This is a genomic window from Stenotrophomonas maltophilia (assembly GCF_002799245.1).
GTDB lineage: Bacteria > Pseudomonadota > Gammaproteobacteria > Xanthomonadales > Xanthomonadaceae > Stenotrophomonas > Stenotrophomonas maltophilia_S.
The window spans coordinates 227489-254069 of record NZ_NEQV01000007.1 but is presented as its reverse complement, the minus strand read 5'-3'; the positions used below and the strand labels follow the sequence as shown (position 1 = coordinate 254069).

At 65.2% G+C, this 26581-nt stretch carries 27 protein-coding genes and 1 pseudogene; 12 read left to right on the top strand and 16 right to left on the bottom strand.

Annotated elements, in window-relative coordinates; translation table 11 throughout:
* Positions 1–167 precede the first annotated feature (167 nt).
* From B9Y64_RS19610 to B9Y64_RS19585, 6 genes are all read right to left on the bottom strand, one after another.
* Entirely contained in the window at positions 168–1463 is a 1296-nt protein-coding gene (locus tag B9Y64_RS19610) for a transporter (protein WP_100442080.1), read from the bottom strand.
* Between the two features lie 49 nt (positions 1464–1512).
* The gene (locus B9Y64_RS19605) at positions 1513–2262 is read right to left on the bottom strand and encodes a hypothetical protein (protein WP_100442079.1); all 750 of its coding nucleotides are present in this window, start codon (positions 2260–2262) and stop codon (positions 1513–1515) included.
* 13 nt (positions 2263–2275) lie between these two features.
* Positions 2276–2980 (bottom strand): C39 family peptidase, encoded by a 705-nt coding sequence (locus B9Y64_RS19600; protein WP_100442102.1) that lies wholly within the window; start codon positions 2978–2980, stop codon positions 2276–2278.
* Between the two features lie 99 nt (positions 2981–3079).
* Positions 3080–4396 (bottom strand): adhesin, encoded by a 1317-nt coding sequence (locus B9Y64_RS19595; protein ID WP_100442078.1) that lies wholly within the window; start codon positions 4394–4396, stop codon positions 3080–3082.
* Between the two features lie 43 nt (positions 4397–4439).
* Positions 4440–5057: a hypothetical protein gene (locus B9Y64_RS19590; RefSeq protein ID WP_100442077.1), complete on the bottom strand. Its 618-nt coding sequence runs from the start codon at positions 5055–5057 to the stop codon at positions 4440–4442.
* Positions 5054–5584 (bottom strand): hypothetical protein, encoded by a 531-nt coding sequence (locus tag B9Y64_RS19585; protein ID WP_100442076.1) that lies wholly within the window; start codon positions 5582–5584, stop codon positions 5054–5056. The genes B9Y64_RS19590 and B9Y64_RS19585 overlap by 4 nt, the downstream gene beginning before the upstream one ends.
* Before the next feature lie 395 nt (positions 5585–5979).
* Between B9Y64_RS19585 and B9Y64_RS19580 the strand changes: the two genes are divergently transcribed.
* The 4 genes from B9Y64_RS19580 (at position 5980) to B9Y64_RS19565 (ending at position 8536) form a co-directional block, all read left to right on the top strand.
* Positions 5980–7335, top strand: coding sequence for a sigma-54 interaction domain-containing protein (locus tag B9Y64_RS19580; RefSeq protein ID WP_100442075.1), 1356 nt, complete (start codon positions 5980–5982; stop codon positions 7333–7335).
* Positions 7336–7405: 70 nt separating this feature from the next.
* On the top strand, positions 7406–7873 hold the full coding sequence (locus tag B9Y64_RS19575; RefSeq protein WP_100442074.1) for a helix-turn-helix domain-containing protein: 468 nt from the start codon (positions 7406–7408) through the stop codon (positions 7871–7873).
* A 10-nt stretch (positions 7874–7883) separates the two neighbouring features.
* On the top strand, positions 7884–8309 hold the full coding sequence (locus B9Y64_RS19570) for a VOC family protein (protein WP_100442073.1): 426 nt from the start codon (positions 7884–7886) through the stop codon (positions 8307–8309).
* Positions 8306–8536, top strand: a complete 231-nt coding sequence (locus B9Y64_RS19565) for a hypothetical protein (protein ID WP_100442072.1) — start codon at positions 8306–8308, stop codon at positions 8534–8536. The genes B9Y64_RS19570 and B9Y64_RS19565 overlap by 4 nt, the downstream gene beginning before the upstream one ends.
* A gap of 7 nt (positions 8537–8543) precedes the next feature.
* Here B9Y64_RS19565 and B9Y64_RS19560 read toward each other — a convergent pair whose 3' ends face one another.
* Positions 8544–9239 carry an HAD family hydrolase gene (locus B9Y64_RS19560; RefSeq protein ID WP_100442071.1) on the bottom strand — a complete coding sequence of 232 codons (696 nt, stop codon included), beginning with the start codon at positions 9237–9239 and terminating at the stop codon, positions 8544–8546.
* 132 nt (positions 9240–9371) lie between these two features.
* Here B9Y64_RS19560 and B9Y64_RS19555 point away from each other — a divergent pair, with 132 nt between their 5' ends.
* Positions 9372–10277 (top strand): hypothetical protein, encoded by a 906-nt coding sequence (locus B9Y64_RS19555; protein ID WP_100442070.1) that lies wholly within the window; start codon positions 9372–9374, stop codon positions 10275–10277.
* 18 nt (positions 10278–10295) lie between these two features.
* Here the strand turns inward: B9Y64_RS19555 and B9Y64_RS19550 are convergent, their stop codons facing one another.
* Positions 10296–11036: a DNA/RNA non-specific endonuclease gene (locus tag B9Y64_RS19550; protein ID WP_014647237.1), complete on the bottom strand. Its 741-nt coding sequence runs from the start codon at positions 11034–11036 to the stop codon at positions 10296–10298.
* Between the two features lie 333 nt (positions 11037–11369).
* A complete protein-coding gene (locus B9Y64_RS19545; RefSeq protein ID WP_100442069.1) occupies positions 11370–12383 on the bottom strand; it encodes a DUF4034 domain-containing protein in 1014 nt (337 codons plus the stop codon).
* Positions 12384–12542: 159 nt separating this feature from the next.
* On the opposite strand from B9Y64_RS19545, the gene B9Y64_RS19540 reads away from it, so the two are divergent.
* Entirely contained in the window at positions 12543–14117 is a 1575-nt protein-coding gene (locus B9Y64_RS19540; RefSeq protein ID WP_100442068.1) for a S15 peptidase family protein, read from the top strand.
* A 58-nt stretch (positions 14118–14175) separates the two neighbouring features.
* Here B9Y64_RS19540 and B9Y64_RS19535 read toward each other — a convergent pair whose 3' ends face one another.
* From B9Y64_RS19535 to B9Y64_RS19525, 3 genes are all read right to left on the bottom strand, one after another.
* Positions 14176–14358, bottom strand: coding sequence for a hypothetical protein (locus tag B9Y64_RS19535; protein ID WP_100442067.1), 183 nt, complete (start codon positions 14356–14358; stop codon positions 14176–14178).
* 143 nt (positions 14359–14501) lie between these two features.
* A complete protein-coding gene (locus B9Y64_RS19530) occupies positions 14502–16349 on the bottom strand; it encodes a hypothetical protein (protein WP_100442066.1) in 1848 nt (615 codons plus the stop codon).
* Between the two features lie 49 nt (positions 16350–16398).
* Positions 16399–17352: an NUDIX domain-containing protein gene (locus tag B9Y64_RS19525; protein WP_100442065.1), complete on the bottom strand. Its 954-nt coding sequence runs from the start codon at positions 17350–17352 to the stop codon at positions 16399–16401.
* A gap of 322 nt (positions 17353–17674) precedes the next feature.
* Here B9Y64_RS19525 and B9Y64_RS22495 point away from each other — a divergent pair, with 322 nt between their 5' ends.
* From B9Y64_RS22495 to B9Y64_RS19510, 3 genes are all read left to right on the top strand, one after another.
* Positions 17675–18031: an excalibur calcium-binding domain-containing protein gene (locus B9Y64_RS22495; protein ID WP_100442064.1), complete on the top strand. Its 357-nt coding sequence runs from the start codon at positions 17675–17677 to the stop codon at positions 18029–18031.
* Positions 18032–18164: 133 nt separating this feature from the next.
* Positions 18165–18980, top strand: a complete 816-nt coding sequence (locus B9Y64_RS19515) for a S1 family peptidase (RefSeq protein ID WP_100442063.1) — start codon at positions 18165–18167, stop codon at positions 18978–18980.
* A 142-nt stretch (positions 18981–19122) separates the two neighbouring features.
* Positions 19123–20298, top strand: coding sequence for a serine hydrolase domain-containing protein (locus B9Y64_RS19510; protein WP_238379943.1), 1176 nt, complete (start codon positions 19123–19125; stop codon positions 20296–20298).
* Positions 20299–20552: 254 nt separating this feature from the next.
* Here B9Y64_RS19510 and B9Y64_RS22085 read toward each other — a convergent pair whose 3' ends face one another.
* Together B9Y64_RS22085 and B9Y64_RS22080 are read right to left on the bottom strand one after the other, a co-directional pair.
* Positions 20553–21257 carry a hypothetical protein gene (locus tag B9Y64_RS22085; RefSeq protein WP_157804545.1) on the bottom strand — a complete coding sequence of 235 codons (705 nt, stop codon included), beginning with the start codon at positions 21255–21257 and terminating at the stop codon, positions 20553–20555.
* A gap of 12 nt (positions 21258–21269) precedes the next feature.
* The gene (locus B9Y64_RS22080; protein WP_157804544.1) at positions 21270–21992 is read right to left on the bottom strand and encodes a hypothetical protein; all 723 of its coding nucleotides are present in this window, start codon (positions 21990–21992) and stop codon (positions 21270–21272) included.
* 148 nt (positions 21993–22140) lie between these two features.
* On the opposite strand from B9Y64_RS22080, the gene B9Y64_RS19505 reads away from it, so the two are divergent.
* Positions 22141–23133, top strand: coding sequence for an AraC family transcriptional regulator ligand-binding domain-containing protein (locus tag B9Y64_RS19505; RefSeq protein ID WP_202909087.1), 993 nt, complete (start codon positions 22141–22143; stop codon positions 23131–23133).
* Positions 23134–23220: 87 nt separating this feature from the next.
* Here B9Y64_RS19505 and B9Y64_RS19500 read toward each other — a convergent pair whose 3' ends face one another.
* A complete protein-coding gene (locus B9Y64_RS19500) occupies positions 23221–24033 on the bottom strand; it encodes an endonuclease (protein ID WP_157804543.1) in 813 nt (270 codons plus the stop codon).
* A gap of 122 nt (positions 24034–24155) precedes the next feature.
* On the opposite strand from B9Y64_RS19500, the pseudogene B9Y64_RS19495 reads away from it, so the two are divergent.
* Both B9Y64_RS19495 and B9Y64_RS19490 read left to right on the top strand, forming a co-directional pair.
* Positions 24156–24572: pseudogene (locus B9Y64_RS19495) on the top strand (hypothetical protein); the annotation flags it as partial.
* Positions 24573–24837: 265 nt separating this feature from the next.
* Entirely contained in the window at positions 24838–25491 is a 654-nt protein-coding gene (locus B9Y64_RS19490; RefSeq protein ID WP_157804542.1) for a hypothetical protein, read from the top strand.
* Positions 25492–25539: 48 nt separating this feature from the next.
* Here the strand turns inward: B9Y64_RS19490 and B9Y64_RS19485 are convergent, their stop codons facing one another.
* Positions 25540–26574 (bottom strand): methionine synthase, encoded by a 1035-nt coding sequence (locus tag B9Y64_RS19485; protein ID WP_100442059.1) that lies wholly within the window; start codon positions 26572–26574, stop codon positions 25540–25542.
* Positions 26575–26581: the final 7 nt, after the last annotated feature.

Here is a 26581-nt window from a genome sequence, read left to right as displayed (position 1 = left end):
TGCGGGCGGATCACCGTGAAGGTGCGGCGTGAATACGGCGGAACTGATGATCAACGCCGTCGTCGCCAGAGGAGATGCGTTGCCCGGCAGGGCGCTCAGGGCCTGCGTGCGGGTGCCACGACGCGGCGGCGACGTGCCGCGAGCACGTCGTCGCCGCATCGGGCAGGTCAGAGCATGTAAGGGATCTTGAACGCCAGCGTGAAGTCCGGTGCATCCGGGGTCAGCCCGATGCCCAGCAGCGTCACCAGCGTCGTGTGCTGGTTGAGCGCATAGGTCACGCCCAGATTCAGTGACGCCGCATTGGCGTCGCTGCCGATCACCTTCATCCACTTGCCGCCCTGGAAGCGGGTGGACGCGCGGGCGCTGATGCGGTCGCTGAAGGACAGGCTGAGGCTGGTGCGTTCGTTGAACGCAAAGGCCACGCCGGCGCCGAAGTAGACCGAGCCGCCCAGCTTCACGTCACCCGGGTTGACCGTATCGGGATTGCTGTCGATGTCACTGAAGCCACGCGGGAACGAGTGCACATAGCCAATGTTGGCGAACAGGATGGCCGGATCGGCGGTCTTGACCATCGACAGGCCCACATTGGCCTGCCACACGCCATTGCCGGTGGGCTGTTCCTTGGGCACGGCGAAGCGGATGTAGTCATCGTCGTCGCGCTCGATCACCTTCCAGTCCAGGCCGTAAGGTGCGCGCCCGGTGGGGGCGGTAACCCCGGCGGTGAGCACCGTCTCCGGGCGCCAGCCGCGTTCGCCGAACAAGCGGTAGTTCGCGCTCAGGCCGATGTCGCCCAGGCCGTTGCCATTGGTTTGTTCCTGCGCGATCGCGGCCGCCGCGCCGCCGGCGCCACCCTTCTGGTAGACCGTGCGACGCGCAAGGTAAGGCACATCCAGGTTGAGGGTCAGGTTCGGGCTGACACCCCAGCGGGCAGCCAGGTTGTAGGTGAGTGAATCGGATTCGACGTTCTCGATGGCGATGTTGCCCAGGAAGATCGCATCCAGCGCCAGGAAGCCATTGAGGGTGAGCTGCTTGCGGTCGTAACGGGCGTAGGTAAGGCTGCTCTCCATGGTGAAGCGGCGCGAGAACAGGGCCGATTGCTGCTGTTTCACGTCATCCACGCTGCGCCGCGCCTCCTGCTTTGCCTGCTGCGCCTCGGCGACGCTGCTGGCATAACCCTCGCCGCCCGGTGCTGCCGGAAGTGCCGGGCCATGGTCGACGGCCGCAGCTGGGGCCGCAGCCATCGGGCCCACCCGTCCGCTCAGGCGTGCCTGCATCGCCTGCACCTGCATGTCCAGTTCGCGCAGCCGCCGCACCTCCTGTGCGTAACTGGATTTCAGCTGCTCCAGCTGGTTCGCCAGCGCCTGCACGTCGGCGCCATCGTCCGCCGCCGCTGGCGGTGCGGCGAAGGCGGCGCCCGCCAGCGCCGCCAGCGCCAACGGGGTGATCCTCATCAAGGTGTGCATGTTCGTGTCCTGCGTTGTGGAACGCTTCCCCCAACGCCGTGCCGTGGTGCTACCGGCCCGGCCCCATGCCGCGGTTCATCGCAATCGCCTGGGCCACGTTCTGGCTCAACGGCAGGTTGCCGCCCGTGGTGTCGCGCACCAGCTCCAGCCGCAGCTGGTTGCTGGCGATCTGGCCGTCACCGGCCAGGGCGATACCCTGGCCGACGCTGCCGTTGCGTATCCATTGCTGGACCACGCCCTGGCCATCCACCTGCAGCTGCAGGCGTGCCTGGTTGCCGTCCAGCACTGCCGAGGCCGACATGCCTGCCCCCTGCGTACTGAGCGAATGCGTACCGTCACCCGGCAGCGGCGGTACCGCGCCATCGCGTACCACCAGCGTGGTCGCATTGCGGGCGGTGTTGCCATCGCCGGCAACCTGCACGCTCTGCACCAGACCACTGGCATTGGCCAGGCCGCTGCTGTCGATCTGGCGCCCCGGTGTCTGCGGCAGCGGCGCGTCGGCGGCAGTCACGTGCACGCTGGGCTGAAAGCTCAGTTTCGGGCTGCCGCCGCCACGGAAATCCATGCCCAGGCTCAGCGCTCCCTGCAGCACGGTCCCGTTGCCGGCCTGCCACTGCGAGACCATCGTCACCCCGAACCAGGCCACGGTATTGCCGCCCACGGTGTAGCGGCCCCGCATCAGGTTCAGTTCGGGATCCGGAATTTCCGTCAGGCCGCGGCCGGGGGCGGCGTTCGCCACCTGCAGGGGCAGGGCGGGGCTCACCAGCAACAGGACCATCAGCAGGGAAGGGCGGAACATGGCGGAACCTCCTTCAGAACAGGTCGGCGTGGCTGAAGCCGAAGTCGACCAGCTCGGCATCGGTGATCGGCCCCTGCCGCGCGTAGAGCGCGCGGGCACTGGGCCGTTCGCTGGGTTGCAGCAGGACCGTGTTGCGATCGAAATCACTGCCGATCACCACGAATACCGCGCGTGATGGCCACGCTGCCAGGAACTCGGGCATCGCCAGGCTGCGGTTGCCCAGGATCGGATCGGCCACTTCAACGACACCCTGGCGGACCTGCTTGAGCACCACGAAGTGGCGGAAGCCACGCACGTCCATCAGCACCAGGCCGGGAACGCGAAGCGTGCGCAGGCGTGTTTCATCGATGCGATAGCCGCGCCCGCGCATGCCCAGCGACTCCACGTAGCGCTTGATGTCGAGCAGCGAGAAACCGCGCTCGGCCACCAATGCCGGATCGGAGACCCCCATCATTCCTTCGATCACCGTCGCCTCGTCGGTATCCAGGTGGTAGGCATGGCGCAGGATCGTCGCAAGTGCTGCGGCCCCGCAGCTGTAGTCGGTGTGCTGCCGCACCACGTTGCGGTAGCGCCGTTCCTGCATGCTTTCCACCTTCTGCTGCAGCAGTGCGCCATTGGGCAGCACGCCGGCGAAGCCGACGTCACCCGCCCGCGCCGGCGTGGCGCCCAGCAACAGCAGGCAGGGCAGCAGGCATATCGTGAGGTGGCGGCGGATCATCATGTGCTCCAGCAGCAGGAGGGAGCCCCTGTCCCAAGGGGGAGGAGGAACAGGGGCTCCCGGGAACCCGGCCGTTGGCGGACGACCGGGGTGGTGCGCTTACTCGCCGCTGCCACCGCCGCGGCCGGTGCTGGGCTGGGCCACGGCCAGTGCCAGGCTGTTGGCCTGCAGGTTGCCGGTGCCGGCCGCCACGTTCACGCCAATGTTGCCGGAGGCGCCGGAGAAGGCACTGCCGGACAACGCCGAGGTATTGGTGGCATCGACGTTCACCCAGCGCGTGGTGCTGACCGTGCCGCTCAGGCTGGCGTACAGATCGGCCACGCCCAGTTCGACGAACTGGCTGGTGCCGCTTTCACGCGTATCGAAGCCCAGGCCACCCACCCCCGGCCGGTTGGGGTTCATCGTGGCGTTCTGGATCTCGTTGTCCAGGTCGATGTGGCCGGTGCTGTTGCCACCCGGGTGCGGCAGTTCGCCGTTCCACGTATCCAGGTAGTAATTGGCCATCTGGTAGGCGTTGCCGGTGCCGCGATAGGTGCCCGCACCATAGCCCCAGGTCAGGCCGCTGACGCCGCCATGCAGGCCGACCTGCACGGTGTCGGTGTAGGACTGCACGAAGCCGGCATTGCTGACCGTGTTGCCGGTGGAGACCTGGTTGGAGCTGATGCTCGACTGCGCCATCGCGGTGGTCGCGACCGAGGCGGCGAGTGCGTTCTTCTGCTCGTTGTTGTTGCCCGAAGCGATGTTGACGCCGATGTTGCCGGACGCGCCGCCGAAGGCATTGCCACCCAGGCCTGCGGCATTGGTGACGCCGGAGTTCATGGTGGCGTTGCCGAAGCCGGCCTGGTTGACGAATACCTCGGCGTCGGCCATGCCGAAGCTGAAGGAGGCGTCGGCGGCGGACAGCGACGCGGCATTGTCCTGCGCATTGTTGTCACCGGATACCACGTTGAAGCCGAGGTTGCCCGATGCACCGGCGCCCACGCTGTCGCCGATGGAGGCGCGGTTGGTGACCAGGCTGTTGCTGGTGGCGTTGTTGCTGATCGACTGGCGGTTGTCGATCACGGCAATGGCAGCGGAGTCGAGGTCGATGTCGCCGGTGATGGTCGGGTCACCGGAGAAACGGATGTCGGTTCCCAGCCGCAGGTCCTTCTCCAGGTTCACGTCGACGCCGTGGTTGTTCTTTTCCTTGCGCTCGTCGGCCTGGATGGTGCTGTGCTTCTGCACATTGACGTTGACGGTACGGTTGCGCACGTCGTTGTCAGTGTGGTTGTGGGTATCGTTGCGGGTTTCGCTGACGGTATGGGTGTGGTTGATGTTCGCGTTGGCGTTCTGGTTGTCCCAGCCATTGGCCGCAGCGGCGGTCGAGGCAGTGGCAATCGCCATGGCGAGCATGGTCCGTTTGACGGTCGCTTTCATGGTGCCCTCTCTCTCATCAGGTGGTGCATCGGTTGGGTGGTTGTCACGGGCGATCCTGCACGACAAGGCCCAGCACATTGGCCGTATCGTTGCCGCTGCCCGCGATCTGATTGAGTTGCAGGACCCCGTCGAATCCCCGCAGCGCGGTGCTGGTGACACCGGCGCTGCGGGTGCCCGTCGCGTCGCCGCGACCGGTGTCGTCCCGCCCCCCTGCCAACGCGGAACCTTCGGCGGCCAGCGCCGTATCGTCGGTTTCGCGTATGCCCTGTCGGGCCAGCGTCGCGCTGACGACGTTGAGCGTCGTGTTGGCAATGCCGCTGGCCTGGTTGATGGATGCGATGCCACTGGCACCGGCCAGCGCCGCGCCGTCGATGATGGCGGTGGCGTGCAGCGGTGCGCCCAGCACGCGGTTGCCGCCCTGTAGTTGTTGCTGGCCGATCGATACGCCGGCATGTTCGCCCGTGGCGATGCCGCGCAGGTTGGCCTGCAGGTTGAGGTCGCCGGCCGCCTGGTTCACCGCGATGGCGCCGTTGGCGCCGGCCAGTGCATGGCCGTCGATGCGGGCAACGTCGAGGTAGGCGAGCATGCCGCTGTAGTCATCGGCCTGCACGATCAGCGGCGAGGCAGACAGGATCAACAGCAGCCATCGCGCCCGCCTCATTTGCCACCTGCCGGGGCAGTGCCCTGCAACGGGAACTGGGCGAGGGCGCCGCGCACGGTATCGCCGATGCCGCGTGTACTGCTGCCGACCGCACCGAGCGGACCACTCATGGCGCCGCCGAGACTGTTGCCGACCACGCCGTCACCACTGCGCCCGAGTGTGCCGCCCAGGGCCTGCTGGGTGACCCGTTCGACGGTGGTGCCCGTGGGTGTGGCGGCCGCGGCTGTATGACCCGCGCCCATGCCCGCGTAGTCCTCATCGCTCAGCTCGTCCATCCCGTCTGCCGGAGTACCCGTACCGAGCGCTGCTGCGATTTCGCGCTGGGGTTTCGGGTCGGCGATCAGCGCCATGCCGGGCGGCGCCATGCGGTAGGCCGGGCGCGTGGAGACATCCCGCAACAGGACGATTTCGCCCGGTTGTGCCTTTACGCCCTGGCGGGCACCGGACGCGGAGGCGCTCGCGCCAACCGACAGCAGGGCCACGGCCAGCGTTGCCGACAGGCTGCGAATGAAGGGGGTGCCGTCCATGCCGATCTCCGGTGATGGCTGCGGCGGAACCACGCATCAACCGTGCCAACCCTGAAAGGCCTGGCCGCCATGAGGGCAGGCGGTTGCGGGAGTGCGCTGCTGCTGCCGCGTTGTTACAGCGGCGTGGGAACAATGTCGGGATTCCGCAGCGCCAGGCGCCGCAGGGCAAGGCGGGTGCCCGACTGTCGCAGGGCTGTTACAGGGGCCGCCGCGGACTGTAACGATGCCGCTTCAGCCGGCGCGGTCTTGACGCGGCGCTCATTGCGCCGCCGTTTAGCGCAGCGCTAGGATCGCCCATCAAAGGCCGCCGCGGTGGCCGTAGAGGTCCCGGCGGGGGGCGGCACGCCGGTGATTGCCTGAGAGTCCGCCGACGGTGTCCGGATGCTGGGGGAAGCATGGCGGCGGTCCCGGAGGCTTCTACATCACGTTGCGTACTCTGGTTCGGCGAGCCGTTGCCGAACGAACGCAGCGCGCTGGCGGCTGCAGGCTGGTACGTGCGCCGCATCCATCCCGACCCGGCGATGGCGATCGGGCTGCGCGGGCGTGACCGCCTGCTCGCCGTGCTGGATCTTCGCCATCTGGATGCCCCCGCGCTGCAGTTGCTGGCGCCATGGATCGAACAGCACGCGCATCTGCCGTGGCTTGCGGTGCTGCCGCCCGGCGCGGGGCCCGCGCCTGTGGCGTGGCTGCCCTTGCTGCAGCACTGCCTCTCGCGGTTCACGCTGCCTTTCGGCCTGCAGGATCTGGTGGCTGCCATGCGCCAGCAGTTCGACGCGGATGATCCGCCTCCCCATGAGGGGTGCAGCGGGAAGGGGCCGAACACCTTGATCGGCGAGAGTCCCGCGCTGCACGCGGTGCGCACGGTGCTGCACAAATTCGCGCCGGTCGAACTGCCGGTGCTGGTCACCGGCGAAACCGGCACCGGCAAGGAGCTGGCGGCACACGCGCTGCATGCGCTGTCCAGCCGCGCTGGCAAGCCGTTCATCGCCATCAACTGCGGTGCCATCCCCGCGAACCTGGTGCAGTCGGAGCTGTTCGGCCACGAGCGCGGCTCGTTCACCGGCGCCGACAAGCGCCAGATCGGCGTGTTTGAAACCGCACACGGCGGCACTGTGTTCCTCGATGAAGTCGGCGACCTGCCGGCCGAGGCGCAGACCAGCCTGCTGCGCGTGCTGCAGGAAGGCACCTTCGAACGGGTAGGCAGCAGCCAGCCGCTGCGCGCCGATGTGCGTGTACTGGCGGCTACCCACGTGGAACTGGAACACGCGGTGGCGCAGGGACGGTTCCGCAGTGATCTCTACTATCGCCTCAACGTCCTGCGCCTGCTGATGCCGCCACTGCGCGAGCGCGGCGCCGATGTGCAGCTGCTGGCCGAACATTTCCTGCGCTGCTTCCGCCTGCGCCACAGCGTGCGCGCACGTGGCTTCGCACCTGCTGCGTTGCAGGCGATGCGACGCTTCGGCTGGCCCGGCAACGTCCGTGAACTGCTCAACCGGGTGCAGCGGGCAGCGATCATGGCCGAAGGCGAGCTGATCAGCGAGCGTGACCTCGAACTGGGTGGGCCCGTGCATGCGCCGCCCGGAGCGATGCTGCATGATGCGCGCGGCCAGGCCGAACGCGATGTACTGCTGCAGACCCTGCGCCAGACCGGCTACAACGTCTCCGAATGCGCGCGGCAGATGCAGATCTCGCGGGTGACCGTGTATCGGTTGTGCCGCAAGCATCGGCTGGAGCTGCCGGCGCAGCGCTGAACCGGGTTGACGCGGGGCGGCGTGCCGCCCACGCTTCGCTCATCGCCCCTTGAGCTGCCGTGCGCGAGAGATGAGCCAGAGCCCCGAACTGCTGCGACGCCTGCTGCGTGCCAAGGACCGGATGGACCACGCCAGTCACGAAGACTGGCCGGTGACCCGCCTGGCCGAGGTCAGCGCGGTGTCGCCGGCGCATTTCGCGCGCTCGTTCAAGCAGGCCTTCGGGCTGCCGCCACACCGCTACCTGCTCAGCCGCCGCATTGAACGGGCCGTGGCGATGTTGCGTGATACCGACCTGCCGGTCACCGAGATCGCCGCGCAGACCGGCTGGAGCAGCCTGGGCACCTTTGGGCGCATCTTTCGTGACATCACCGGCGACAGCCCTGGCAATGTGCGCGAGCGCGAGCGTGAGCGCGCCGGCCAGGCGACGCCGGCCAGCGTGCCGGAATGCCACGCACGCGCCGCGCAGCGACCGGACCTGAACATCGCAGTTTTGGAGAAGCGCCGTCGCCAGGCGGTTGCTAACGTGGACCCCACCTGAGGGAGGTCCCATGACGAACACTGTGAACACGGTCGGCCTGTATGTGCGCGACCAGGATGAAGCGCTCGCGTTCTACGTCGGCAAGCTCGGCTTCGAAGTGCACACCGACGTGCGCAACGGCAGCTACCGCTGGCTGACGGTGCGCAGCCCCGGCCAGGACGGTTTCCAGCTGGGCCTGTTCGTGCCCGGTCCGCCCACCCACGACACGGCCACCGCACAGGCGCTGCAGCAGCTGGTGGCCAAGGGCGCGATGCCGCCCCTGGTGCTGGCCGTGGATGACTGCCAGGCCCGGTACGCGCAATGGCTGGCGCAGGGCGTGGAGTTCACCCAGGAGCCGATCGAACGCTACGGCGCCATCGATGCCGGATTCCGTGACCCTTCGGGCAACGGCTGGAAGATGATCGAAGCCCGCTCCGAAGCCAGGCGCCGTCAATGAGCCGGGGCGGCTGGGCGCGGCCCGTGCATCGCTGGACCTCGATCGTCTTCACCCTGGCCGTGATCGCCAACTTCGCCGCGCGCGGGCTGGGGCAGGGCGAGCCTGCAGCGTGGATCACCTATTCGCCGTTGCCGCCATTGTTCCTGCAGCTGTTCACCGGCCTGTACCTGTTCGTGCTGCACTACGCCGGGAAACGCCGCAACGCCGCACTGGGCGCTGCGGGCTGAGGCAGCGTCAGGCGACCGCGCTGGCGGCGTAGCTGGCGAGCAGGTCCGGCAGATCTTCCATGCGCTGGAAGATCACCTTCGCACCCGCCGCACGCAGGGCTTCCGGCGTGCTGTGGTGCGGGCCACCCTCGCTGAAACCAAACACGGTCGCACCCGCTGCGACGCCGGCGGTCGCGCCGGTTACCGTGTCTTCGATCACCGCGCAGCGCGTCGGGTCCACACCCAGCGCAGCGGCAGCGGCCAGATATACATCCGGGTGGGGTTTGGTGCGCGCCATGTCCTGGCCACTGAAGACGTGGCCGCCGAAGGCATCGAGGATGCCGACCTTGCCCAGCTGCAGCTTCACCTTGAACAGGTCGGCACCGGAGGCGCAGGCAATGCGGCCGCCGGTGGCCGCGGCGATCGCACGCACCGCCTCGGGTGCCCCCCGGATCGCCTCAAGGTCCTGCTCCAGCGCACGGTTGCGCTGCTGCCGGAATTCCTCCAGCCATTCCTCGGTGAACGGCTTGCCGGTGCGCTCTGCGATCAGTCCGGCCAGATGGGCCACGGATTGTCCCAGGAAGACCTCGCCAGCCTGCGCCGGGGTCAGCGCCCAGCCGCGCTCGGTCAGCATTTCCGAGAGCACGCGGGCCACCAGCGGCTCGGAATCGACCAGGACGCCGTCGCAGTCGAACAGCACGGCAGCAAAGGGGAAACGGGACATCTACAACTCCGGGAACAGCCAAAGGGGCGACGTGCCCGCCATTTTCCCACAGCAGGGCGGGCAGGGCACGCTGGCCACAGCAACGCTAGACTGCCGGGGCCACCCCGCCCAGCGCCTGCACGGGAATATGCCTTGAACCGATTGCGATCATTCTTCGGTGCTTACCCCATCCAGTTCGCGATGGCCGCCAAGCTCTACGTGCTCTGCCTGTACCTGCCCGTAGCCATCCGCCTGATCGCATTCGGGTATCGTCTGGGGCCGCCCGAGGCCTCACGTGAAATCGGCAACGCGGTGGCTGAGCTCGGTTTTCGCCTGAGCCTGTTTGCCGGGGCAGCGGTACTGGTGTCGATGCTGCTGTTCGGGCGCCGCGGTGCGCTGCGGATCCGCCACCCGGTGATCGCTTCGATCGCCTTTTTCGGGCTGCTCGTCGTGCTGGATCGCGCCATGCGCATTCCGATGGCACAGTTGCCGTTCCCAGTCTACAGCGTCGCAGCCATCAGTCTGGCTGCGCTTGCGCATGCCCTGGTCCTTACGCTGCTGGCCTTGGTGCCGGCGTTGCTGATGCAGCGGCGCATCCGTGCCGAGGGCGTGCACCATCACCTCATCAGTGCCAGCATCGCCGGTGCGTCGACGCTGGCGGCCGGCAGCTGCCTGCTCCCGATCCTGGCGTTGCACTTGCCTGCGGCCATCTCGCCTGGCGAGTTCGTCATGCCGGTTTTCGATGGGCCCGCGCAGCTGCAGATTGCCAGCCTGATCCTGCTGGTGGCCTGCGCACTGGCCACGTTTGCGGGCGTATGGGCCAGCGCGCCGTCGCCGCGACCCGCATCGATGGTGCGCACGATGGTGGTGTCGCTGGTCCTGCTTGCTACGTCCCTGCTGATCAGCCTGTCCAGCGTGGCGTACCTGCTGCGAATGCTGTCCGCTGGGGCACCGACGATAGGGCGCGGGCTGGCCTTTGCCGTGCTCATCGGCGCCGTACTGCAGTTCCTGTCTGCCAGGGTGCTGGCGTCGCGATGCCTGCGTGTACAGGCATCGTGACGTTCTTCTGCCAGTCGCTCAGCCCAGGTCACACCCGGCCGGCTGCGGCCAGGTGGTGGCCGGCAGCATGTTCTTCAGCGAGGCCGGTGCGTTGATCGCCACGTAGCTGGCGCCCAGCAGCTCCTCCAGGTCGGCAATCGTCACCAGGTAGTTGTCCAGGCTTCCCAGGTTCGCTTCATTCGGGATGATCCAGCTGATCGCCTTGGCGGTTCCGGTGTTCGGGTCGCGGGTGATGATCGTCTTCCAGAAGAACTCCGGCGTCGGGATGCCGTGGCTGGCCAGGAAGTAATCATTGGCGGCATCGCCGTAGACCACGCCGCCGTAGACATCCACCGGCGCGATGTCGCGGTAGCACTCGGCCACGTTCTCGGCCTTCACCCAGATGCCCTGGTTGAAGCTGGACACCTGCGGAACGATGTTGGTCATGTAGTTGGCGCGGCGGATGTAGGTCGCGTCGTAATCCATGTGGTTGGAGGTGACCAGGTGGCCACGGTCATAACCGGACTTGATGCTGGCATAGGACGCAGTGCTGGTCTGGCCCAGGCAGCCGGCCGGCAGGTCCGGGTCCTTGTAGAAGCTGGACGGCCGTGCGGCCGAACCGGTATCGGCGGTGAGCGTGTACTCGTAGCGGGTGGCGCTGTGGATGCTGCAGTCGTAGGTCAGCACGAAGCCGCCCTTGTTGAGGGTGACCACCTGGGCCTGGGCAGCACCGGCAAAAGCGCTGAGGACGAAGGCAAAGACGAAGCTTGCAAGGCGCATTGCGATTCTCCAGCAAAGGGTTCAGGACGCAGCACCCCGCCACGACCAGGCCGGGCCTGTGTCATGTGGAGGCGTTGCGGATACGGGTGATGCGACGTGCGGTGGAACCGGACCGCGATGACGGGCCACGCAGGCCGTGCGGTGTCGCAAGCGTCACAAGCTGTCGCCGTTGGGTCAATAACGACAGGGCGAAGCTGTGACCAGGCGCAAGCACTGGCGAAGTGTCAGCTCATTCGGCCGGTGGCTGACATGCAGACGTGCTAAGCGCGCGATAGGCGTCAAGCGAATACCCGAGCGCCCATCCTGCGCGGCCTGGAACCGCGGCGGCGGGCGCTACGAAGAAGCCTCTTGCCCAACGTCCGGCGCCAGGCAGGCGGCCCTGCTTTGCGCGCTCGAGTCCGCAATGACCGCCTCGCTGAAACCGCTGCGGCTCAGGTACAGGCGATTCCACCGGTCCAGGGCCTCGCCGTCGCGCGCCCAGCAGGCAAAGCGGGTGATCGACTCAAGGTTGTCGACGGTCGGGTAACGCTGCGCGATTTCGTCCAGGCCCTGGCGCATCAACGGCCAATCCGGCGTCGCCTCTCGGAAGTGATCGGCCGAGTACACAGTGGCCGACCAGTACAGGCGTGCGTAGCGCATGGCCCGCTTGTTCTTCGGGGCACTGGCCATCGAGTGCCGCGCGAAGGCTTCCATTTTCTGCGCGCTGCCGCCCCAGGCCGGCGTGAAGTGCTGCATCGCAATGAGGTGCAGAGGCTCGTACTCGGGGAAGGCCTTCGCTGCGCGATCAACGATCGCCAGCATGTCGTCGTCCTCCGCGCTTTCGCGCAGCGCGATCAGGACGTTCATCTCGTGCCAGAACGGGTCGCCTCCGGCAATGCCCTCATGCGATTGCAGGTAGGCCTGCGACACCGCGTTGTACTCGTGGAACTGGGCCCAGTCTTCGGCGTTGACGGTATTGGCGTAACCACCGCCACGGTAGCTCCAGGCCAGGTTGAGCGGAATCCGCGCAGCCATCAGATGGGCGGCCGGCGACTTCGGGGCGTGCTGGACCCAACGCGCCGCCCAGGCCGACCAGTGGTTCCAGGCATCCACCTCCTGCCGTGCCGTGCCGATTGCACGCGACATGCAGATGTAGAAGCGTCCCAGCCGGGATTCGCCGGCGGCGTTGAGCTCGCCCTTGCGCAGGCGCGCGGCCATCGCGTCGAGTGCCGCAAAGTCGTCGTTGGACATCAACTGCGCAATGTCGCTGCAGTCGTTCGTTGATTCGGGGTCATCCGCCGCCATTGCTGAAGGGGCGAACAGACTGGTCACGCTCAGGAGCGTGCCGACGAAGAGCATCCTGCGCATCCGGGGGCATCCTTGCTTTGACGGGAGCCTGCGGCGGGCCGCAGTGCCGGGAAGCATAGCAAGGTGCGCTTTACGCCATGCTGCGACGCAAGGTGCCAGCCACCATTCGCACTGGTACGGTCCGACCCGTTGCACCACCACCGACGGGGAGAGACGACGATGCGCAAGGTTCTGCTGCTGTTGATCCTGCTGACCGGGCTGGCGCCCACCGCCTGGGCGGCCACGGTCAAGACCACCCATCGCACCATCCCAAGCTGGGATGGCACGCCCCTCGGGGCCTTCGTCATCGAACCCCAGGATGCCGGCAGTGGCCGCTATCCGCTGCTGGTGATGCCCAGCAGCTGGGCGGTGCCCAGCGTGGAATACGTGGGCGTGGCACAGTCGCTGGCGCAGCGAGGCTACGTGGTCATCAGCTACAGCTCGCGGGGCTTCTGGGAATCGGGCGGCAACATCGACATCGCCGGGCCTGCCACGGTCGAGGATGTCAGTGCCCTGATCGACTGGGCGCTGGACAACACCCGCGCCGATCCGGCAAGGATCGGCGTCTCGGGCATCTCCTACGGCGCCGGCACCAGCCTGCTGGCTGCGGCGCGCGACCCGCGCATCAAGGCCGTTGCCGCACTCAGCGGCTGGGCGGATCTGCAGGCTTCGTTGTACAGCCATGACACGCCCAGCGCCCAGGGTATCGCCCTGCTGGTGGCCGCGGGCCTGGCCACCGGCCGCCCCGGGGCGGAACTGGCCACCATCAACCGCAACGTGCTGGTCGGCAATTACCAGGGGGCGGTGGACTCGCTGCTGCCGGTGGCGGCACAGCGCAGCCCGGCCAGCAGCCTCGACGAGATCAATGCCAACCAGCCCGCAGTGTTCCTCGCCAACGCCTTCAACGACAGCCTGTTCCCTCCGGGCCAGCTGGTCGACTTCTTCAACCGCCTGAAAGGGCCCAAGCAGTTGCAGCTGCGCCATGGCGACCACGCCCTCAACGAAGCCTTCGGTGCGCTCGGCATTCCCAATGAGGTCTATGCCGCCGTGGGCGACTGGTTCGACCACTACCTGAAGGGCGTGGCCAATGGCATCGATCGCCAGCCGGCAGTGCAGCTGAAGTCGCAGAAGGGCAGCTGGAGCCGCTATCCGGACTGGCAGGCCACCAATGCCGGTGCGGTCAGCTACGGCCTGACCGCGCCGACCGGGCTGCTGCTGCCCACCGGCGGGCTGGCGGAGAACGGCGGTGGCACCGGCTGGAACTACCGGATCGGCAGCGGCCTGCTGACTGCCGCCAACTCCGGCGTGGCGATGGCGTCCGGCGCACTGCAGATGTTCAACCTGCCGCCCGGCGCCTATGTGCCGTTCGTCGGCCGCAATGCCGCAGGCGTCTGGCAGGGCCCGATCTACTGGAGCGCACGTCGCCTGGATGGTGCGCCGGAAGTGCGGGTAACGGTGACGCCCAGTCGTGCCAACACCACGCTGTATGCCTACCTGTATGCCGAGGATGTGCTGGGCAACGGCCAGCTGATCAGCCACAAGCCATACACCCTGCGCGGTGCCACGCCCGGCCAGGCGAAAACGGTTGATCTTCGCCTGGAGGCCAGCAGCTGGAACATTCCGGCCGGCAGCCGGCTGACCCTGGTGGTCGATACCGTGGACCTGCGCTATGCCGGCATCAGCCAGCTGGGCGGCGCGGTGACCTTCAGCTCACCGGCCAACGCACCTTCGGTGCTGAGGGTGCCGCTGCATTGATTCAGGGCCACACGGCCTTCGCTCGACGCCACGCCGAGCGAAGGCCTTTCCGATCGGATCAGTTGCGGCGCACCCGTGCCGCGGCGGAGTTTGCGCGATTGATGCGATCCAGTCGTTCCTGCTTTTCGTACGCATCCTTGGCGTCCATGGCACCGGCGGCGGCGTGCAACCACCCGCTGGTGGTGCACCCGGAAAGCAGAAGGGTGCAGGCGAGAGCCGTGGCGGCGAAATGGACGTTCATCGGGATTCCTTGAATTAGCGGATGCTCACGCGCATGCAGCGCCCGTCGCGCATCACGCGGGAGCATCATCAGGCTACTTCACAGCGACTTAACGTTGCGCGACCGGCCGGCCGGTTTTATTTGTATATTCAAATAGTTGGCACTCATTGCCCCGCCTGCGGCAACAGCCCCCCGATCATCTCGTGCTGCCTGGACAGATTCGCCCGTTGCACGAAACCCTGGATGATCGAGGCCGCCACCTTGCGCTGGTTGTCCATGTCCAGCAACGGTGCGATGGCCTGCCCGGAACCATCGGGGCTGTCACGGAACGGGCAACCGACCGGGCCAGCCGTGGTCAACGTCAGGATCGCCTTGGCCACGCGCGCCGGCTGCGAGCGCGGCACCTCGAAGATCACCAGCGTTCGCTCGTAACTGATTCCGGTCGCACGTACCGTCGAGTGCAGGGAGTCTTCGATGGTCATGTGCGCGCCGTGGTCGCGGGTAAGCGCCTCGATGCAGTTGGCCGCCGTCGCATTGCGCAACGTCGCATGGTCGGTGCGGATGATCATCGCGCAGTCGACGCCGGAGATCGGCACCTGGGTCACGTCCAGGTACGGGTTCTGTGCCAGCGTCCCGACCAGCGCAAGATCGTCGCTGTAACCACAGGATGCGACCGGTGCATTCAGGCACTGCAACAGCGTTGCGACCCGCTGTGCACCCCATTGACGCCCGTGCAGCAGGCGCTGCGTGTGGGCCACGGACAGTGCGCCATCATTGAATCCCGATGACGATGCCTGCATGCGCGCCTTGACCACCCGCATGCAGGCATCGACCTGCTGCATGCAGTCCGTGTCATCGGTGAACACCGGCGCCGCCGAGATGCCATCGATCACCCGGCGGAACGTCGACAGGTCGTTCTGCTGGTCCCGGTACCAGTCGTGGATGCGCTGCACGTTGCGGCGGCGTTTCTCCAGCTTGTCCGCACCTGGCCAGCCGGGATAGGCGGCGATCTCGCACAGCATGGTCAGGCCTTCCCACAGGTGGTACTCCATGCTGGGCAGCGGCAGCCGCCAGCGCTCTTCCGCACCGGCATCCTCGGCGATCACCAGATGGTTGCGGATGATGTCCGACCACACCGTCACCGCCTCCACGGTATCGCGGCGCGGCGTAGTCACATCGATCAGCTCCATCAGGATCGGCCGCGGTGTCACCGGGTCGTCGCCGGCAGGCGCCTTCGGATCCTTCACCCATCGCGCGTGCCAGGTGTAGCCCAGGCGGTACAGCACGAACGGCTTGATGCCGTCGTTGAGGATGATGCCCGGTGGCGGCGGAGGGGCAGGCGGCGGCTGCACGGGCAGCGGTGGCGGAGGGAGAGGAATGGGCGGGACGGGTACGGCCCCGGAGCTGCCGATGCCCTTCAAGGGTTCGCTGGTGAACAGATGCAGGCCCGCGCGGTTACGCTCGTACACCTTTCGGAACGCCTGCGGATTGTCACACGTCACCAGGCACTGCTGGCCAGGCGGCACATGGATATCCACCGGTGCGAGGTCCACCACCTGGCCAGCCAGAGGGCTCTGGGCGGGCGCGCACAGGCTGATCTCCAGCGCGATGTTGAGCCCGGCGCCGCGCATCACCTCGATCACGACGTCCTCCACGCCGCCGTGCAGGGCATCCTGTGCCGGAATCGGAATCCAGGGGTTGATCACCACCTGTGTATCCCAGTCGGACCTGCCGAAATCGAACAGCGTCGGCGGCGGATCGGCCGGTCGTTCCAGCAGTGCGTCCAGCGCGTTGCCGCCCTTGACGTAGAAGAACATCAACGGCTCATCGGGCTTCAGGCTGTAGTCGCGGCGCACCTTGCTGGACAGGCTGCGCAGCTGGTCCTTGATGTCCGACAGTGCCTTCACCACGACCGAGCGGACGTCGGGATACACCTGCGCGTTGTTGATCTGCGCGGTGAGCTGCTTGCTGATGTAGCGCCGTGCGTCGCGCTCGGGCGTGCTCTCTTTCATGGCGGGGCCTCGCGGGATTGCAGGGTCAGGCAGAGCGCAAAGGGCCGGCTCAGCTGGAAGACAGGACGCCGGCCATCGATGCATACCAGTCGATCGATTGGCTGTAGGGCCTGGACATCTGCTGCAGCATGGTGGCGAATTCCTGGGCGTTGGGCGGCGTGATCACCGCAGGTGCGCCCAGGTAGTTGCCAAGCTCGGCGACGGCCACGACCTGTGCATGGTCGATCTCCCAGTCGGTCACCCAGCTGGCGGCCGGGCGCGCCGCATCTTGCCTTGCCCGCACGTGGGTGCAGACCGCATCGGCGATGGCCTGCAGATCCTGGGCGGTCCGGAAGCGGACCAATGCGTAGGATCGATTCTGATCGATCAGGTCCCGCGGGAAACTGCCGGCATCGAGCGGGAAGCCGGTTTCCTCCATGAACTCCCGGCGGGCAGCATCTTCGTTGGTCTCGTTGGCATGCTTGCGACCGCCAGGGAGTGTCCATTGCCCAGCCTGGTTGACGACAACCATGGGAACCTCGGCCGCCCACGCCCGCGTGTCGCGCGCCAGGTTCTGTGCGGTCAACAGCGCGGCTCCCCATGAATCCGGCGAAAACACAGGCAAGGTGTTTGCCAGGTTCTTGATGGGTTCTGGCAGGGTCGAACGACGGAACAATCTCCGGGTGAAGTGGATGACAGTGGATCCAACCTGGTCCGGAATGGGCGGCGACGCCTGCATTGCCTGGATGGCATCGCTGAGTTTCACCAGGATGCCCTGGCCAGCGGGCGTATCCGCATAGCCGGCGGATGCAGCGGCCAGCTGGGCACTGCGCAGCAGGACGAGTGCCGGCTGCCAGTCCTTGGCCGGCGGCTCTTCCGGTGATTTCGCGATGGCCAGGGCGGCTTCCAGTGCTTCTGCAGCCAGCACCATCACCGAGTTGGAGGCCCACCAGTTGTTGATCACCCGCTTGCGGGTGATCAGGTAATGGGTTCCGTTCCAGAGCGCGGCATAGACCTGGGGCATGATTCAGTCCTCCATCCAGCGCGGGGTGGGCGCGGTGGACCCACTCTAGGAGCGGGCGGCGAGGGAGAATCGGCGGCAGTGATGATGTATGCGGTGGAACCAACGGAACAGCTGAGCGGGATGCGTTGATTTCCCCGCATTGGCGTGGAGCCCTTGGCCGCATGATCTCTTCCCCGGTCACTTCACTGCCGGGCTGCCTGACCACCAGCGGCAAAGGACGACCAGCGCTGAAGGCAACAGCGGCTGCAGCGTCGAGCCTGATCGACGGTTGAAACCCCATGCTAGCCTTCCCCCTGGCGGGACTGCCTGACAGGGGGAGGGCATGGACATCCGACGCGCTTTTTCAATCGCATGGCCCGCATTCGGCCTGCTCGCAGTGCTGTTGTCCGCAGAAGTCCTCGGCCATCCCGGCGGGCTCGACAAGAACGGTTGCCACACCAACCGCAAGACCGGTGACTACCACTGCCATCGAGGCGCTCCAGCCGCGCCTCGATACGTCGACACCCCGCGCAGCAGTTTCGCCCCTGGTCCTGCGCGCAGGTCCGGGGTGTTTGCCAACTGCACGGAGGCCCGCGCCGCCGGGGCAGCGCCGGTACGGCGGGGTGATCCGGGGTATGGGCCACATCTGGATCGTGACAATGATGGCGTGGGCTGCGAGCCCTATCGGGGCCGCAGGTAGGGCAAGGCTGGCCCGGCTTCAGTCGCCGTTTTCCCGCGTTCGTCGGTCATCACCAGGGCTGGTCGCACGACCTCCCTGCGTGGGAGGCGATGCCCTAGGCTGTTGTGACTTGACTGCAGGGACCAAGGCTTCCATGAACCGCTGGCTTTTCCTCGCGCTTGCCGCGCTCCCGTTCGCCGCCGATGCCGTGGTCATTCGCGATGATGTTGACGATGCCAGGTACCAGATCGACGCCACGGAATTCCCGGCACTGGCAGACATGCCGGGCGAGGGGCACGGCGTCCTGATCGCACCACGCTGGGTGCTGACCGCAGCTCATGCCGCGCCGATGGAGGGCATGGGGGCGAAGATCATCGTCAATGGCAACGCGTACGGCGTTGAGCGTGTCTTCCTGCACCCCGGCTACAGGAGGATGCCCGAGGCCCTGGGCAAGGAAGCCATGGCAACCGGGAGTCCGTCGAAAATCCACGCGTTTCTGGCAGCGTCGGATGACATCGCGTTGATCAAGCTTGCCGCACCCGTGAACGATGTCAGGCCGGTGGTGCTCTACCGTGGCACGGCCGAGGTCACGCAGGTCGCGGCCCTGATAGGGAAGGGTGCCACCGGCAATGGCGCGGTTGGGCTGGTACCCGGCGGGTCACATCGTACGGTCTTGCGGCGGGCGTACAACGCGATCACCGGCGGCAACGAGCGCTATCTCTGGTACCGGTTCGATCCACCACCGCAGGGGTTGCCGCTGGAGGGCGTGCTCGGCAACGGCGACAGCGGCGGTCCACTTGTGATCGACGATCACGGTACCTGGCAGCTGGTGGGCCTGGGTTCCTGGATCACCGCCGTTCCCGAACATGCGCTGGAGGCGGGCTTCTATGGGCAGGTGGTCTACAACGTGCGCGTGTCCCGCTATATCGGCTGGATCGAAAGCGTGGCCGGGCGTGACGCGTTTCGGTAACAGCCCATCTGATGGGTGATCGCGCACGGCACTGAATCCCGCGGGAGGTGTCCGATGGCACCTCCAGCGACCCATGGCAATCGGCTATCGTGAGCCCCCGTTCCCACGCCTCCTCAAGCGCCGACGCATGGACGCCAATTCGATGACTGTTCGCTACAGGTGCTGGCTGCATGCCTTGGCCCTGTCCGCCGCGCTGCTGGCTGTGGGTTGCTCCGGTGCCAAGGCGTCTCCGGCGAAGGATCTTGGCCCGGACATCGATGAGGTGGCCCAGACCCTGATCGAGCAGCCGTTGCTGCACTCGACCTCGATTGGCGTGGTCTACCGGGGCCAGACCTTCGTCCGTCATCGCGGCGACATGGAGACCGGCAAGCCCGGGCCACCAACCGACGCGACCCTCTACGAAATTGGTTCGTTGAGCAAGACGCTGGCCGGCACCCTGGTCGCCAACGCGGTACTGGAAGGCAGGCTGCGGCTGGACGACGATATTCGCCTGTACCTGCAGGGCGACTATCCAAACCTGCAGTACAAGGCCGAGCCCATCCGCATCCACCACCTGCTGTCGCATACCAGTGGCCTGCCGAACATGCTGCCGGAGCGCGCCAACACGGTGCTGGCAGACTTCACCGCTCACCGCACGCCCGCCGACCTCAATGCCATCTACACAGGCTACGGCAAGGCCGATTTCCTGAAGGATCTGCGTGCTGTGCAGCTACCCCGCATGCCGGGGAAGGAGTACGCGTACTCCAGCGCCGGCACGCAGCTGACCGCGCACATTCTGGAGCAGGTCTACCAGCGTGACTACGAGGCGTTGCTACGCGGGTACTTCAGCGACTCGGCCGGGATGGCGGGCATCAGGATCAGCCTGGGCGATGCCGAGGCGTCATCAATGGCGGTCGGCTACCACAGTGACAACCCGGTGCCGACCTCGCCGATGCCTCTGTTGCCCTGGGGCGCCTCCGGCAATGTGAGAGCGACGGTTCCGGACATGGTGAGGTACCTTCAGTTCCAGCTGGCCGATGGTCCGGTGGTGAAGGAATCTCACCGCGCCCTGGCCAGGTTCGACGATGCGCTCAGTATCGGCTACTTCTGGAACATCGTTTCCGGCGATCGCCTGAAGGGCACCTACTACGCTCACCACGGCGGCGTGCCCCGTTCGCAGTGCTACATCTACATCATGCCCAAGTACGATCTCGGCATTTTCGTCATCACCAACCAGAGTGGCGACCAGACCGCCCGCGCCATGGAGGCGGCGGTTGATACGCTGGTCGAAAGAATCGCGGCGCGTGAAACGCGTGCGGATGCGGGTACGTCCCGATAGGCGCGGATGCCCTCAGTCCATTGCGCCGCAGGGTGCAGGGGGGCGCCCGCAGGTGGGCACCGGCGCTCCGCTGGAGAGCAATGAGCTTCACTGGCTCGTCGAATCGGTCGCGCTTCCAGTAACTTCACGTCTTACCCGTCTCCCGCAGACCTGTGATGCCCTTGCGGTACCCGTAGGCTGCGCCACTGGATATCCAGTGGCGCTTGATTGGATCAGATGAGACTAGGTAGAAGTCGATCCTCCTGGGCTTGATCCTACGCTGGCAGTTTCAACCTTTGCAGGATTGTCATATTCAGGATGGCATGGTCGGAGGTGCCCGCCTGTGAGCAGACGAAGCTGAAAACGTCTCCATCATCCGTGGTTATTGTAAACAGGCCGAATCTCGGATTTTCATTGTTGTCATTCAGATGCGAGCTTACGACTGTAGAGGTTGCATGCCCTTTGTCATCATTCAATGTCAGATGCGACATCTGAATCAATTTGGATGTGTCTTTGGTGGTTTGATCGGAAATGCCGCATGAAAATCTGAGGCTCTCGGCTTCTGAAATCAGGGCCATATAAATGATCGATCCATCAGAGGATGAGCTGCTATAAGGGCCGATCCGCTCAGTAAATGTCACGGCTCCCTGCTGCCCTGGGAAAATGAAATTATCGGAACATTCGCCCAGGTGCTTATCGATCTCGCCTACGCCAAGAAGATAGTTTGTCTTGTTGGTAATGGTTACTTCGACGTGATAACTTGTTTCGCTCGTCTGTTTCAGATTGCGGATGCCTTGCGTAAGTGAGACGCCAGCGCCTACAAGTGCTGCTGCGGCGCTTACTCCTGCGATAATCGGCCCCGAAACAGATTGCGCATGAGGAGAGGCATTGTCGTCTGCCAGCTGATTTAAGTAATACACCCCCTCATCTACCGAGTAGTTAATGATCGCCTGTTCGCTATCGTAAAATTTGATCAACATGGTGCCTCCCGCTTACTTAGAGAATGGGATCAAAGACAAGGAAAAGTCCGTTGTGAGGTTCTTCTGCACATAGGTTGCGAATGAATATGAGGGGTATGCGTCGCCGCCATCAAACGCAAATCCCGCAATGGTTGTGTCATAGCCGCCATGCACAATGGCGCCGGGGGAAATTCCCTGGACTGTAATTTCCTGCAGTCCAAATTTCCCATTGTCGTCCGCGTTATAGTTGGAATTGCTGTAGAATCTTAGTTTTGTTTTTAGGCTTTTTTTTGTTTCCGGGTCTGTAATGTAAAGATTCAGGTCAAATCCAACATTTCCCAGATGTTTATCGTGATTAATGGTGAACCTGAAAACACCACTGGATTCCGGCAGTACGGAGTTGAATGACTCAGTGAGATAGCAATCATCAAACCCTGCGTTCCCTTCATTAAAGCAGGAGAGCACATACGGAGAGTAGTTTTTTACATTCATCATGAATACTTGCTGGCCGGCGTCATTCCTTGAAATGAGGGACATGACACTTCCGGCAGCTGAGGCCGCCTTGCCAAAAGCCTTTATTCCCTTGAATAGCGCCTCCAGGTCCTTCGCTTCTGCTGAGCCTGGATCTTCTTTGGGGGGAGTATTGTTCTTTAGGGATTTTATCAATCCTTGGCCTAGCAGTACCGACGTATCAACTGCACCATCAGACGTATAAATGGTTCCGTACCCAGGCACTTCTTTACTATGGGTTCCCATGTTGACCTCTATATTGTTTCTCGATGGAATGAGGGATGAAGCCGATCGGAATTGAGGCAATGATCGGGGTGGGTTGCTGGTTATTATTCCTTGCACATGGCACTCTTCGACTGGTGTCGATAACGGCAGTGCCAGCCAATGAAAACCCATGAGCCCATTACACGATATGCGCAAAACGGACATAATCCCCCGAGAATCGGTCACGCACTCGATCGAGCGGTTTCACCATGGTCCACTTGGACGCGTACTGGAGCGCCACCTGAAGAGATGCCATCTGCAGGCCGGTTCCAGCTACAGCATGGTTGCCCTGAAGAAACTTTGGTCTCTAGCAGCCAGCAATGATCCGGCGATAGGTTTGCACCTGTTCTCGCACTTCAGCCGTCAGGACTGGAGCGTACTGCTGCACGCGGCCTTGTATAGCGCGGACCTTGCCGGGGCTGTTCGCTTCTGGGCGAGTTATGCACAACTGGCATCCGATATGGATGAGGTCGTGCTGGTCGAAGAAGGCGATTTCCTGGGGGTTGAAATTCGTATTGATGCGCCTGCCTGCTTGGCGCGCCATATGGTTGAGCACTACTGTGTGATGTCGCTCAGTGTGTTGCGTGAGGCGACAGGCACTTCACTTCTGCCGCAAAGGGCATGTTTTGCCCATCGACGGCCAACCTATCATTCCGAATATAACGAATGGTTCGGTGATGATGTTCGGTTTGACTGTGGTTGCAACTGCATGTGCTTTGATCGCGCGAGCCTGAGCTTGCCGCTGAAGACGCGCCACCAAGGAATGTGGGACGTGTCTTGTCAGGAACTGGATCGCAGATTGACGCGCCAGCATCAGCTGAGCGGCTGGTCTGGCAGGGTGGCCAAAGGTGTTCGCCGAGGTCTCGACGCTGGTCAATTGATCACTCTGGATCAGCTGGCTCAGGAGCTGCATCAGAGTCCACGCACCCTGCGTCGGCGCCTGGAACAAGAAGGCATGACCTTTCGCTGCATTCTGGATCGGGCTCGCGCCGAACTTGAGCAGTATCTGCAGATGCAAGGTATTGGCCGGGCTCAGATTGCCGCAGAGCTTGGTTACAACGACCTCTCGGCTTACGTCAATGCGCGCAAGCGCTGGTGCAAAGACTGTACCGGAGGTCAGTGATGCAATTCGATCCTGGTTCTTCGGCGGAATTGTCAGCGCACCTCGATAGCGTAACGGCAAGGACCGACCCGACCTGCCAGCGATCCGCTACAACGAAATCACCTTCACCGACTCACCGATCAGCGGCCTTGCAAGCACGCTGTAGCCATCACGATCAAACCCGACCGCCGGGGTATCAAGGCGGCGCGCCGCCGCGATCGTCGGCGCCGATCCCAGGTATGTCCAGTTGCGCACCACATGGATCTGCTTCAGATCCTCCGAGCGCTCCTCGATGCCGATCGCCCCGGCGTAGGGCCAGGCCCGCTGGTGGTAACCGGCCAGGCCGGTGCGCAGGCGCTCGTCATGCGCTGACGTCGATTCCATTCCGTTGCAGACGCCCGAACAACGCTTGAGCAGATGACGGAAGCAGGGCACGCCCGCACGGACGGATTCGATGCCCAGCCGGCCCAGGCAGAGCCGGTGCTCCTCCGCCAGGCGCTCAAGCGCGGCGACGGCCGCATGGCGGCTGGGGAACAGGCCATAGGCCCGCAAAGGATCGGCTGCGTGGACATCCTCGATACGAACGGCATCATCGGCCAGCACAATCGTGCACAGGCGCTTGTTGCGCCGCAGCCGTTGGTTGAACAGCGGCATGGCCTGCTTGATCAGCCGCGCTTCCAGCAACTGTGCGCCGATGTCGCCTGCGGTGCGGATGCAGGAAAAATGCGTGGTCCGGTCGACAAGGCGCCGCTCGTCCGGCGCCCGCAGGTGATCCAGTACCCGCCGCCGGATGTCCACGCTCTTGCCGATGTACAGCGCGGCGCCCGCCGCATCATGGAAGGTATACACACCCGGCAGCCGGGGCAGCGCCCCGGCATTGGCCAGCAGGTCGCTACGGGGAAGGTTGAGCGCGGAAGACATGATGAACAGGGTAACGCCCCGCAAAGGCCGGCACCGGATGCCTTCTTGAACGATTCATGCTCGCCGGCCGCCGCGCCATCGCAATCTCATTCCGTGCGACGGCCGATCGTATTCTTCCGGCCATGCATTCTCCCTTCGATCTTCCAGAGTTCATGACAGTCACCCGGCCCTCGGGCTGGGTGCAGAGCGGCGAGCGCTGGGACCTGTGGTGGAACGGGCGCTCCGTGGCCAACATCGTGCCGCATGCCGAGCTTGGCTTCCGGGTGTACCTGGACGCACGCAAGATGTCCCAGACCAAGGTGGTGGCGGCTGCGAACGTGCGTCAGGCCCGGCGCTATGCCGAGCGCTGGTGTGCCGCACGGCTCTGCCCGCAGCTGCGGCTGCGCGATGCCGTGGCACGCCTGGTGGACGCAGCGCCGGAAGCCGGCGCTGCGCCGCCCGTACTTACACGGGAGCAGCGGCAGCAGGCCCGTCGCCTGGCCGAGGCCGGGGCGGGGGAGATGGGGCGGATCAAGCAGGCGCTGGCCCTGCGCAACCCGCGTGCAACGCCGCCATGAGCGGCGATTCCTCCGGGGCTCGCGCAACGACTGCCGCGACGTGTGCGCAGGCATTGGTTATGCGCGCACTCCGCCTTCCCACGGGGGCGTAGGCAGCTACTGGGTCCGGCTGCAGCCTGTTTCGTCGGCCCCGGCAGCCCTTCGTCACCCTCCGCGTGCGGCCGGCCTGGAAGGCGTACGAAAGTGAGCGGGCAAGGAGGGCAATGCCGCCTCTCCGCGTGGGTCCTGCACATTCCAGGGGGAAGCCGTGCATCTGGCAAATATCGTGATTCACGTAGCTGCGGGCTCCGCCGCGCTGGCAGCAGGGTTCCTCGTGCTGTTCCGGCAGAAGGGGACGGTGGCGCACAAGCGGCTCGGGACCACCTTTTTCTGCCTCGCCCTGGTGGTGTGTGCAACGGCCGCCATCGGCACGATCTTCTTCCGGTTCCTGCCCGCGTTCGCGGTCCTGAGCCTGCTGGTCCCGTATCAGCTGATGGGGGGCCTGCGCGCGGCCCGCATGCAGGGAAGGGGGCCGGCGCTGATCGATGGCGTGGTGCTGTTGGCCGCCTTTGTGATCGCGCTGCCTCTTTCGATGGAGGTCCTGCTTCGCGCAGGCAGGCTCACGGCGGTGGACTACTCCGCCGTCGCCGCGCTGTGGCTGGTCCTGCTTTACGACGCCGCCAAGTGGGCGTTCCCCAGGCGCTGGCACGGCTCGATCTGGCGGTTCGAGCACACCTACAAGATGACCGCCTCGGTGTTCGCCATGCTCTCTGCATTGGTCGGCAACGTCGTCCGCGTGGGGCAGCCCTGGTCACAGCTGCTGCCTTCGGCAATGGGCCTGGTCGTGATCGCGTACTTCTTCCTGCGGCTGGCACGGGCGAAACACCAGGCGCCAGCCCTGCCAGGCAGAATGGACGCATGAATCCGAAGGGTGGGCTGAGGGCTCGTTTGCGCGGGCCCTCGTCCTGGGTTATGCCGAAAGCTCCTCGCGCACGATCTTCGCGCCGGCACTGAGTGCCCGCAGCTTGCCCCGCGCGACGTCGCGTGCCAGTGGCGCCATGCCACAGTTGGTGCTCGGGTAGAGCTTGTCGGCGTCGACGAACTGCAGCGCCCTGCGCAGGGTGTTGGCCACGTCCTCCGGTGTTTCCACCGTGTTGGAGGCCACATCGATGGCGCCCACCATCACCTTCTTGCCGCGCACCAGCTCGATCAGGTCGATCGGCACGTGCGAGTTCTGGCATTCCAGCGAGATGATGTCGATGCTGGAGGCCTGCAGCTTCGGGAACGATTCTTCGTACTGGCGCCATTCCGACCCCAGCGTCTGCTTCCAGTCGGTATTGGCCTTGATGCCGTAGCCGTAGCAGATATGCACGGCGGTCTCGCACTTCAAGCCCTCGACGGCCCGTTCCAGGGCGGCCACGCCCCAGTCGTTCACTTCGTCGAAGAACACATTGAAGGCCGGCTCGTCGAACTGGATGATGTCCACGCCGGCCGCCTCCAGCTCGCGTGCTTCCTCGTTGAGGATCTTCGCGAACTCCCAGGCCAGCTTTTCACGGCTCTTGTAGTGCGCGTCGTACAGCGTGTCGATCATCGTCATCGGGCCGGGCAGCGCCCATTTGATCGGCTGCGTGGTCTGGCGGCGCAGGAACTTCGCATCCTCGACGAACACCGGCCTGGGGCGGCTCACGGCGCCCACCACGGTCGGCACGCTGGCATCGTAGCGGTTGCGGATGCGCACGGTTTCGCGCTTCTCGAAGTCAACACCGCTGAGATGCTCGATGAAGGTGGTGACGAAATGCTGGCGGGTCTGCTCGCCGTCACTGACGATGTCGATGCCGGCATGCTGCTGTTCCTGCAGGGACAGGCGCAGGGCGTCCTGCTTGCCTTCAATCAGGCCCTCGTCCTGCAGCTTCCAGGGGGACCAGAGCTTTTCGGGCTCGGCCAGCCAGGAGGGCTTGGGCAGGCTGCCTGCGGTGGAGGTGGGGAGCAGCGTCTTCGTCGGCATTGTTTCT

Bases quoted from the DNA above. Each gene is read 5' to 3' on its own strand.
- B9Y64_RS19535 (WP_100442067.1), bottom strand. From the start codon at position 14,358: ATGAACGTCCATTTCGCCGCCACGGCTCTCGCCTGCACCCTTCTGCTT.
- B9Y64_RS19595 (WP_100442078.1), bottom strand. From the start codon at position 4,396: ATGAAAGCGACCGTCAAACGGACCATGCTCGCCATGGCGATTGCCACT.
- B9Y64_RS19530 (WP_100442066.1), bottom strand. From the start codon at position 16,349: ATGAAAGAGAGCACGCCCGAGCGCGACGCACGGCGCTACATCAGCAAG.
- B9Y64_RS19500 (WP_157804543.1), bottom strand. From the start codon at position 24,033: ATGTCTTCCGCGCTCAACCTTCCCCGTAGCGACCTGCTGGCCAATGCC.
- B9Y64_RS19560 (WP_100442071.1), bottom strand. From the start codon at position 9,239: ATGTCCCGTTTCCCCTTTGCTGCCGTGCTGTTCGACTGCGACGGCGTC.
- B9Y64_RS19525 (WP_100442065.1), bottom strand. From the start codon at position 17,352: ATGCCCCAGGTCTATGCCGCGCTCTGGAACGGAACCCATTACCTGATC.
- B9Y64_RS19600 (WP_100442102.1), bottom strand. From the start codon at position 2,980: ATGATCCGCCGCCACCTCACGATATGCCTGCTGCCCTGCCTGCTGTTG.
- B9Y64_RS19540 (WP_100442068.1), top strand. From the start codon at position 12,543: ATGCGCAAGGTTCTGCTGCTGTTGATCCTGCTGACCGGGCTGGCGCCC.
- B9Y64_RS19565 (WP_100442072.1), top strand. From the start codon at position 8,306: ATGAGCCGGGGCGGCTGGGCGCGGCCCGTGCATCGCTGGACCTCGATC.
- B9Y64_RS19570 (WP_100442073.1), top strand. From the start codon at position 7,884: ATGACGAACACTGTGAACACGGTCGGCCTGTATGTGCGCGACCAGGAT.
- B9Y64_RS22085 (WP_157804545.1), bottom strand. From the start codon at position 21,257: ATGTTGATCAAATTTTACGATAGCGAACAGGCGATCATTAACTACTCG.
- B9Y64_RS19590 (WP_100442077.1), bottom strand. From the start codon at position 5,057: ATGAGGCGGGCGCGATGGCTGCTGTTGATCCTGTCTGCCTCGCCGCTG.
- B9Y64_RS19610 (WP_100442080.1), bottom strand. From the start codon at position 1,463: ATGCACACCTTGATGAGGATCACCCCGTTGGCGCTGGCGGCGCTGGCG.
- B9Y64_RS19575 (WP_100442074.1), top strand. From the start codon at position 7,406: ATGAGCCAGAGCCCCGAACTGCTGCGACGCCTGCTGCGTGCCAAGGAC.
- B9Y64_RS19605 (WP_100442079.1), bottom strand. From the start codon at position 2,262: ATGTTCCGCCCTTCCCTGCTGATGGTCCTGTTGCTGGTGAGCCCCGCC.
- B9Y64_RS19510 (WP_238379943.1), top strand. From the start codon at position 19,123: ATGACTGTTCGCTACAGGTGCTGGCTGCATGCCTTGGCCCTGTCCGCC.
- B9Y64_RS19545 (WP_100442069.1), bottom strand. From the start codon at position 12,383: ATGCGCAGGATGCTCTTCGTCGGCACGCTCCTGAGCGTGACCAGTCTG.
- B9Y64_RS19550 (WP_014647237.1), bottom strand. From the start codon at position 11,036: ATGCGCCTTGCAAGCTTCGTCTTTGCCTTCGTCCTCAGCGCTTTTGCC.
- B9Y64_RS19580 (WP_100442075.1), top strand. From the start codon at position 5,980: ATGGCGGCGGTCCCGGAGGCTTCTACATCACGTTGCGTACTCTGGTTC.
- B9Y64_RS19585 (WP_100442076.1), bottom strand. From the start codon at position 5,584: ATGGACGGCACCCCCTTCATTCGCAGCCTGTCGGCAACGCTGGCCGTG.
- B9Y64_RS19515 (WP_100442063.1), top strand. From the start codon at position 18,165: ATGAACCGCTGGCTTTTCCTCGCGCTTGCCGCGCTCCCGTTCGCCGCC.
- B9Y64_RS22080 (WP_157804544.1), bottom strand. From the start codon at position 21,992: ATGGGAACCCATAGTAAAGAAGTGCCTGGGTACGGAACCATTTATACG.
- B9Y64_RS19505 (WP_202909087.1), top strand. From the start codon at position 22,141: ATGAGCCCATTACACGATATGCGCAAAACGGACATAATCCCCCGAGAA.
- B9Y64_RS22495 (WP_100442064.1), top strand. From the start codon at position 17,675: ATGGACATCCGACGCGCTTTTTCAATCGCATGGCCCGCATTCGGCCTG.
- B9Y64_RS19485 (WP_100442059.1), bottom strand. From the start codon at position 26,574: ATGCCGACGAAGACGCTGCTCCCCACCTCCACCGCAGGCAGCCTGCCC.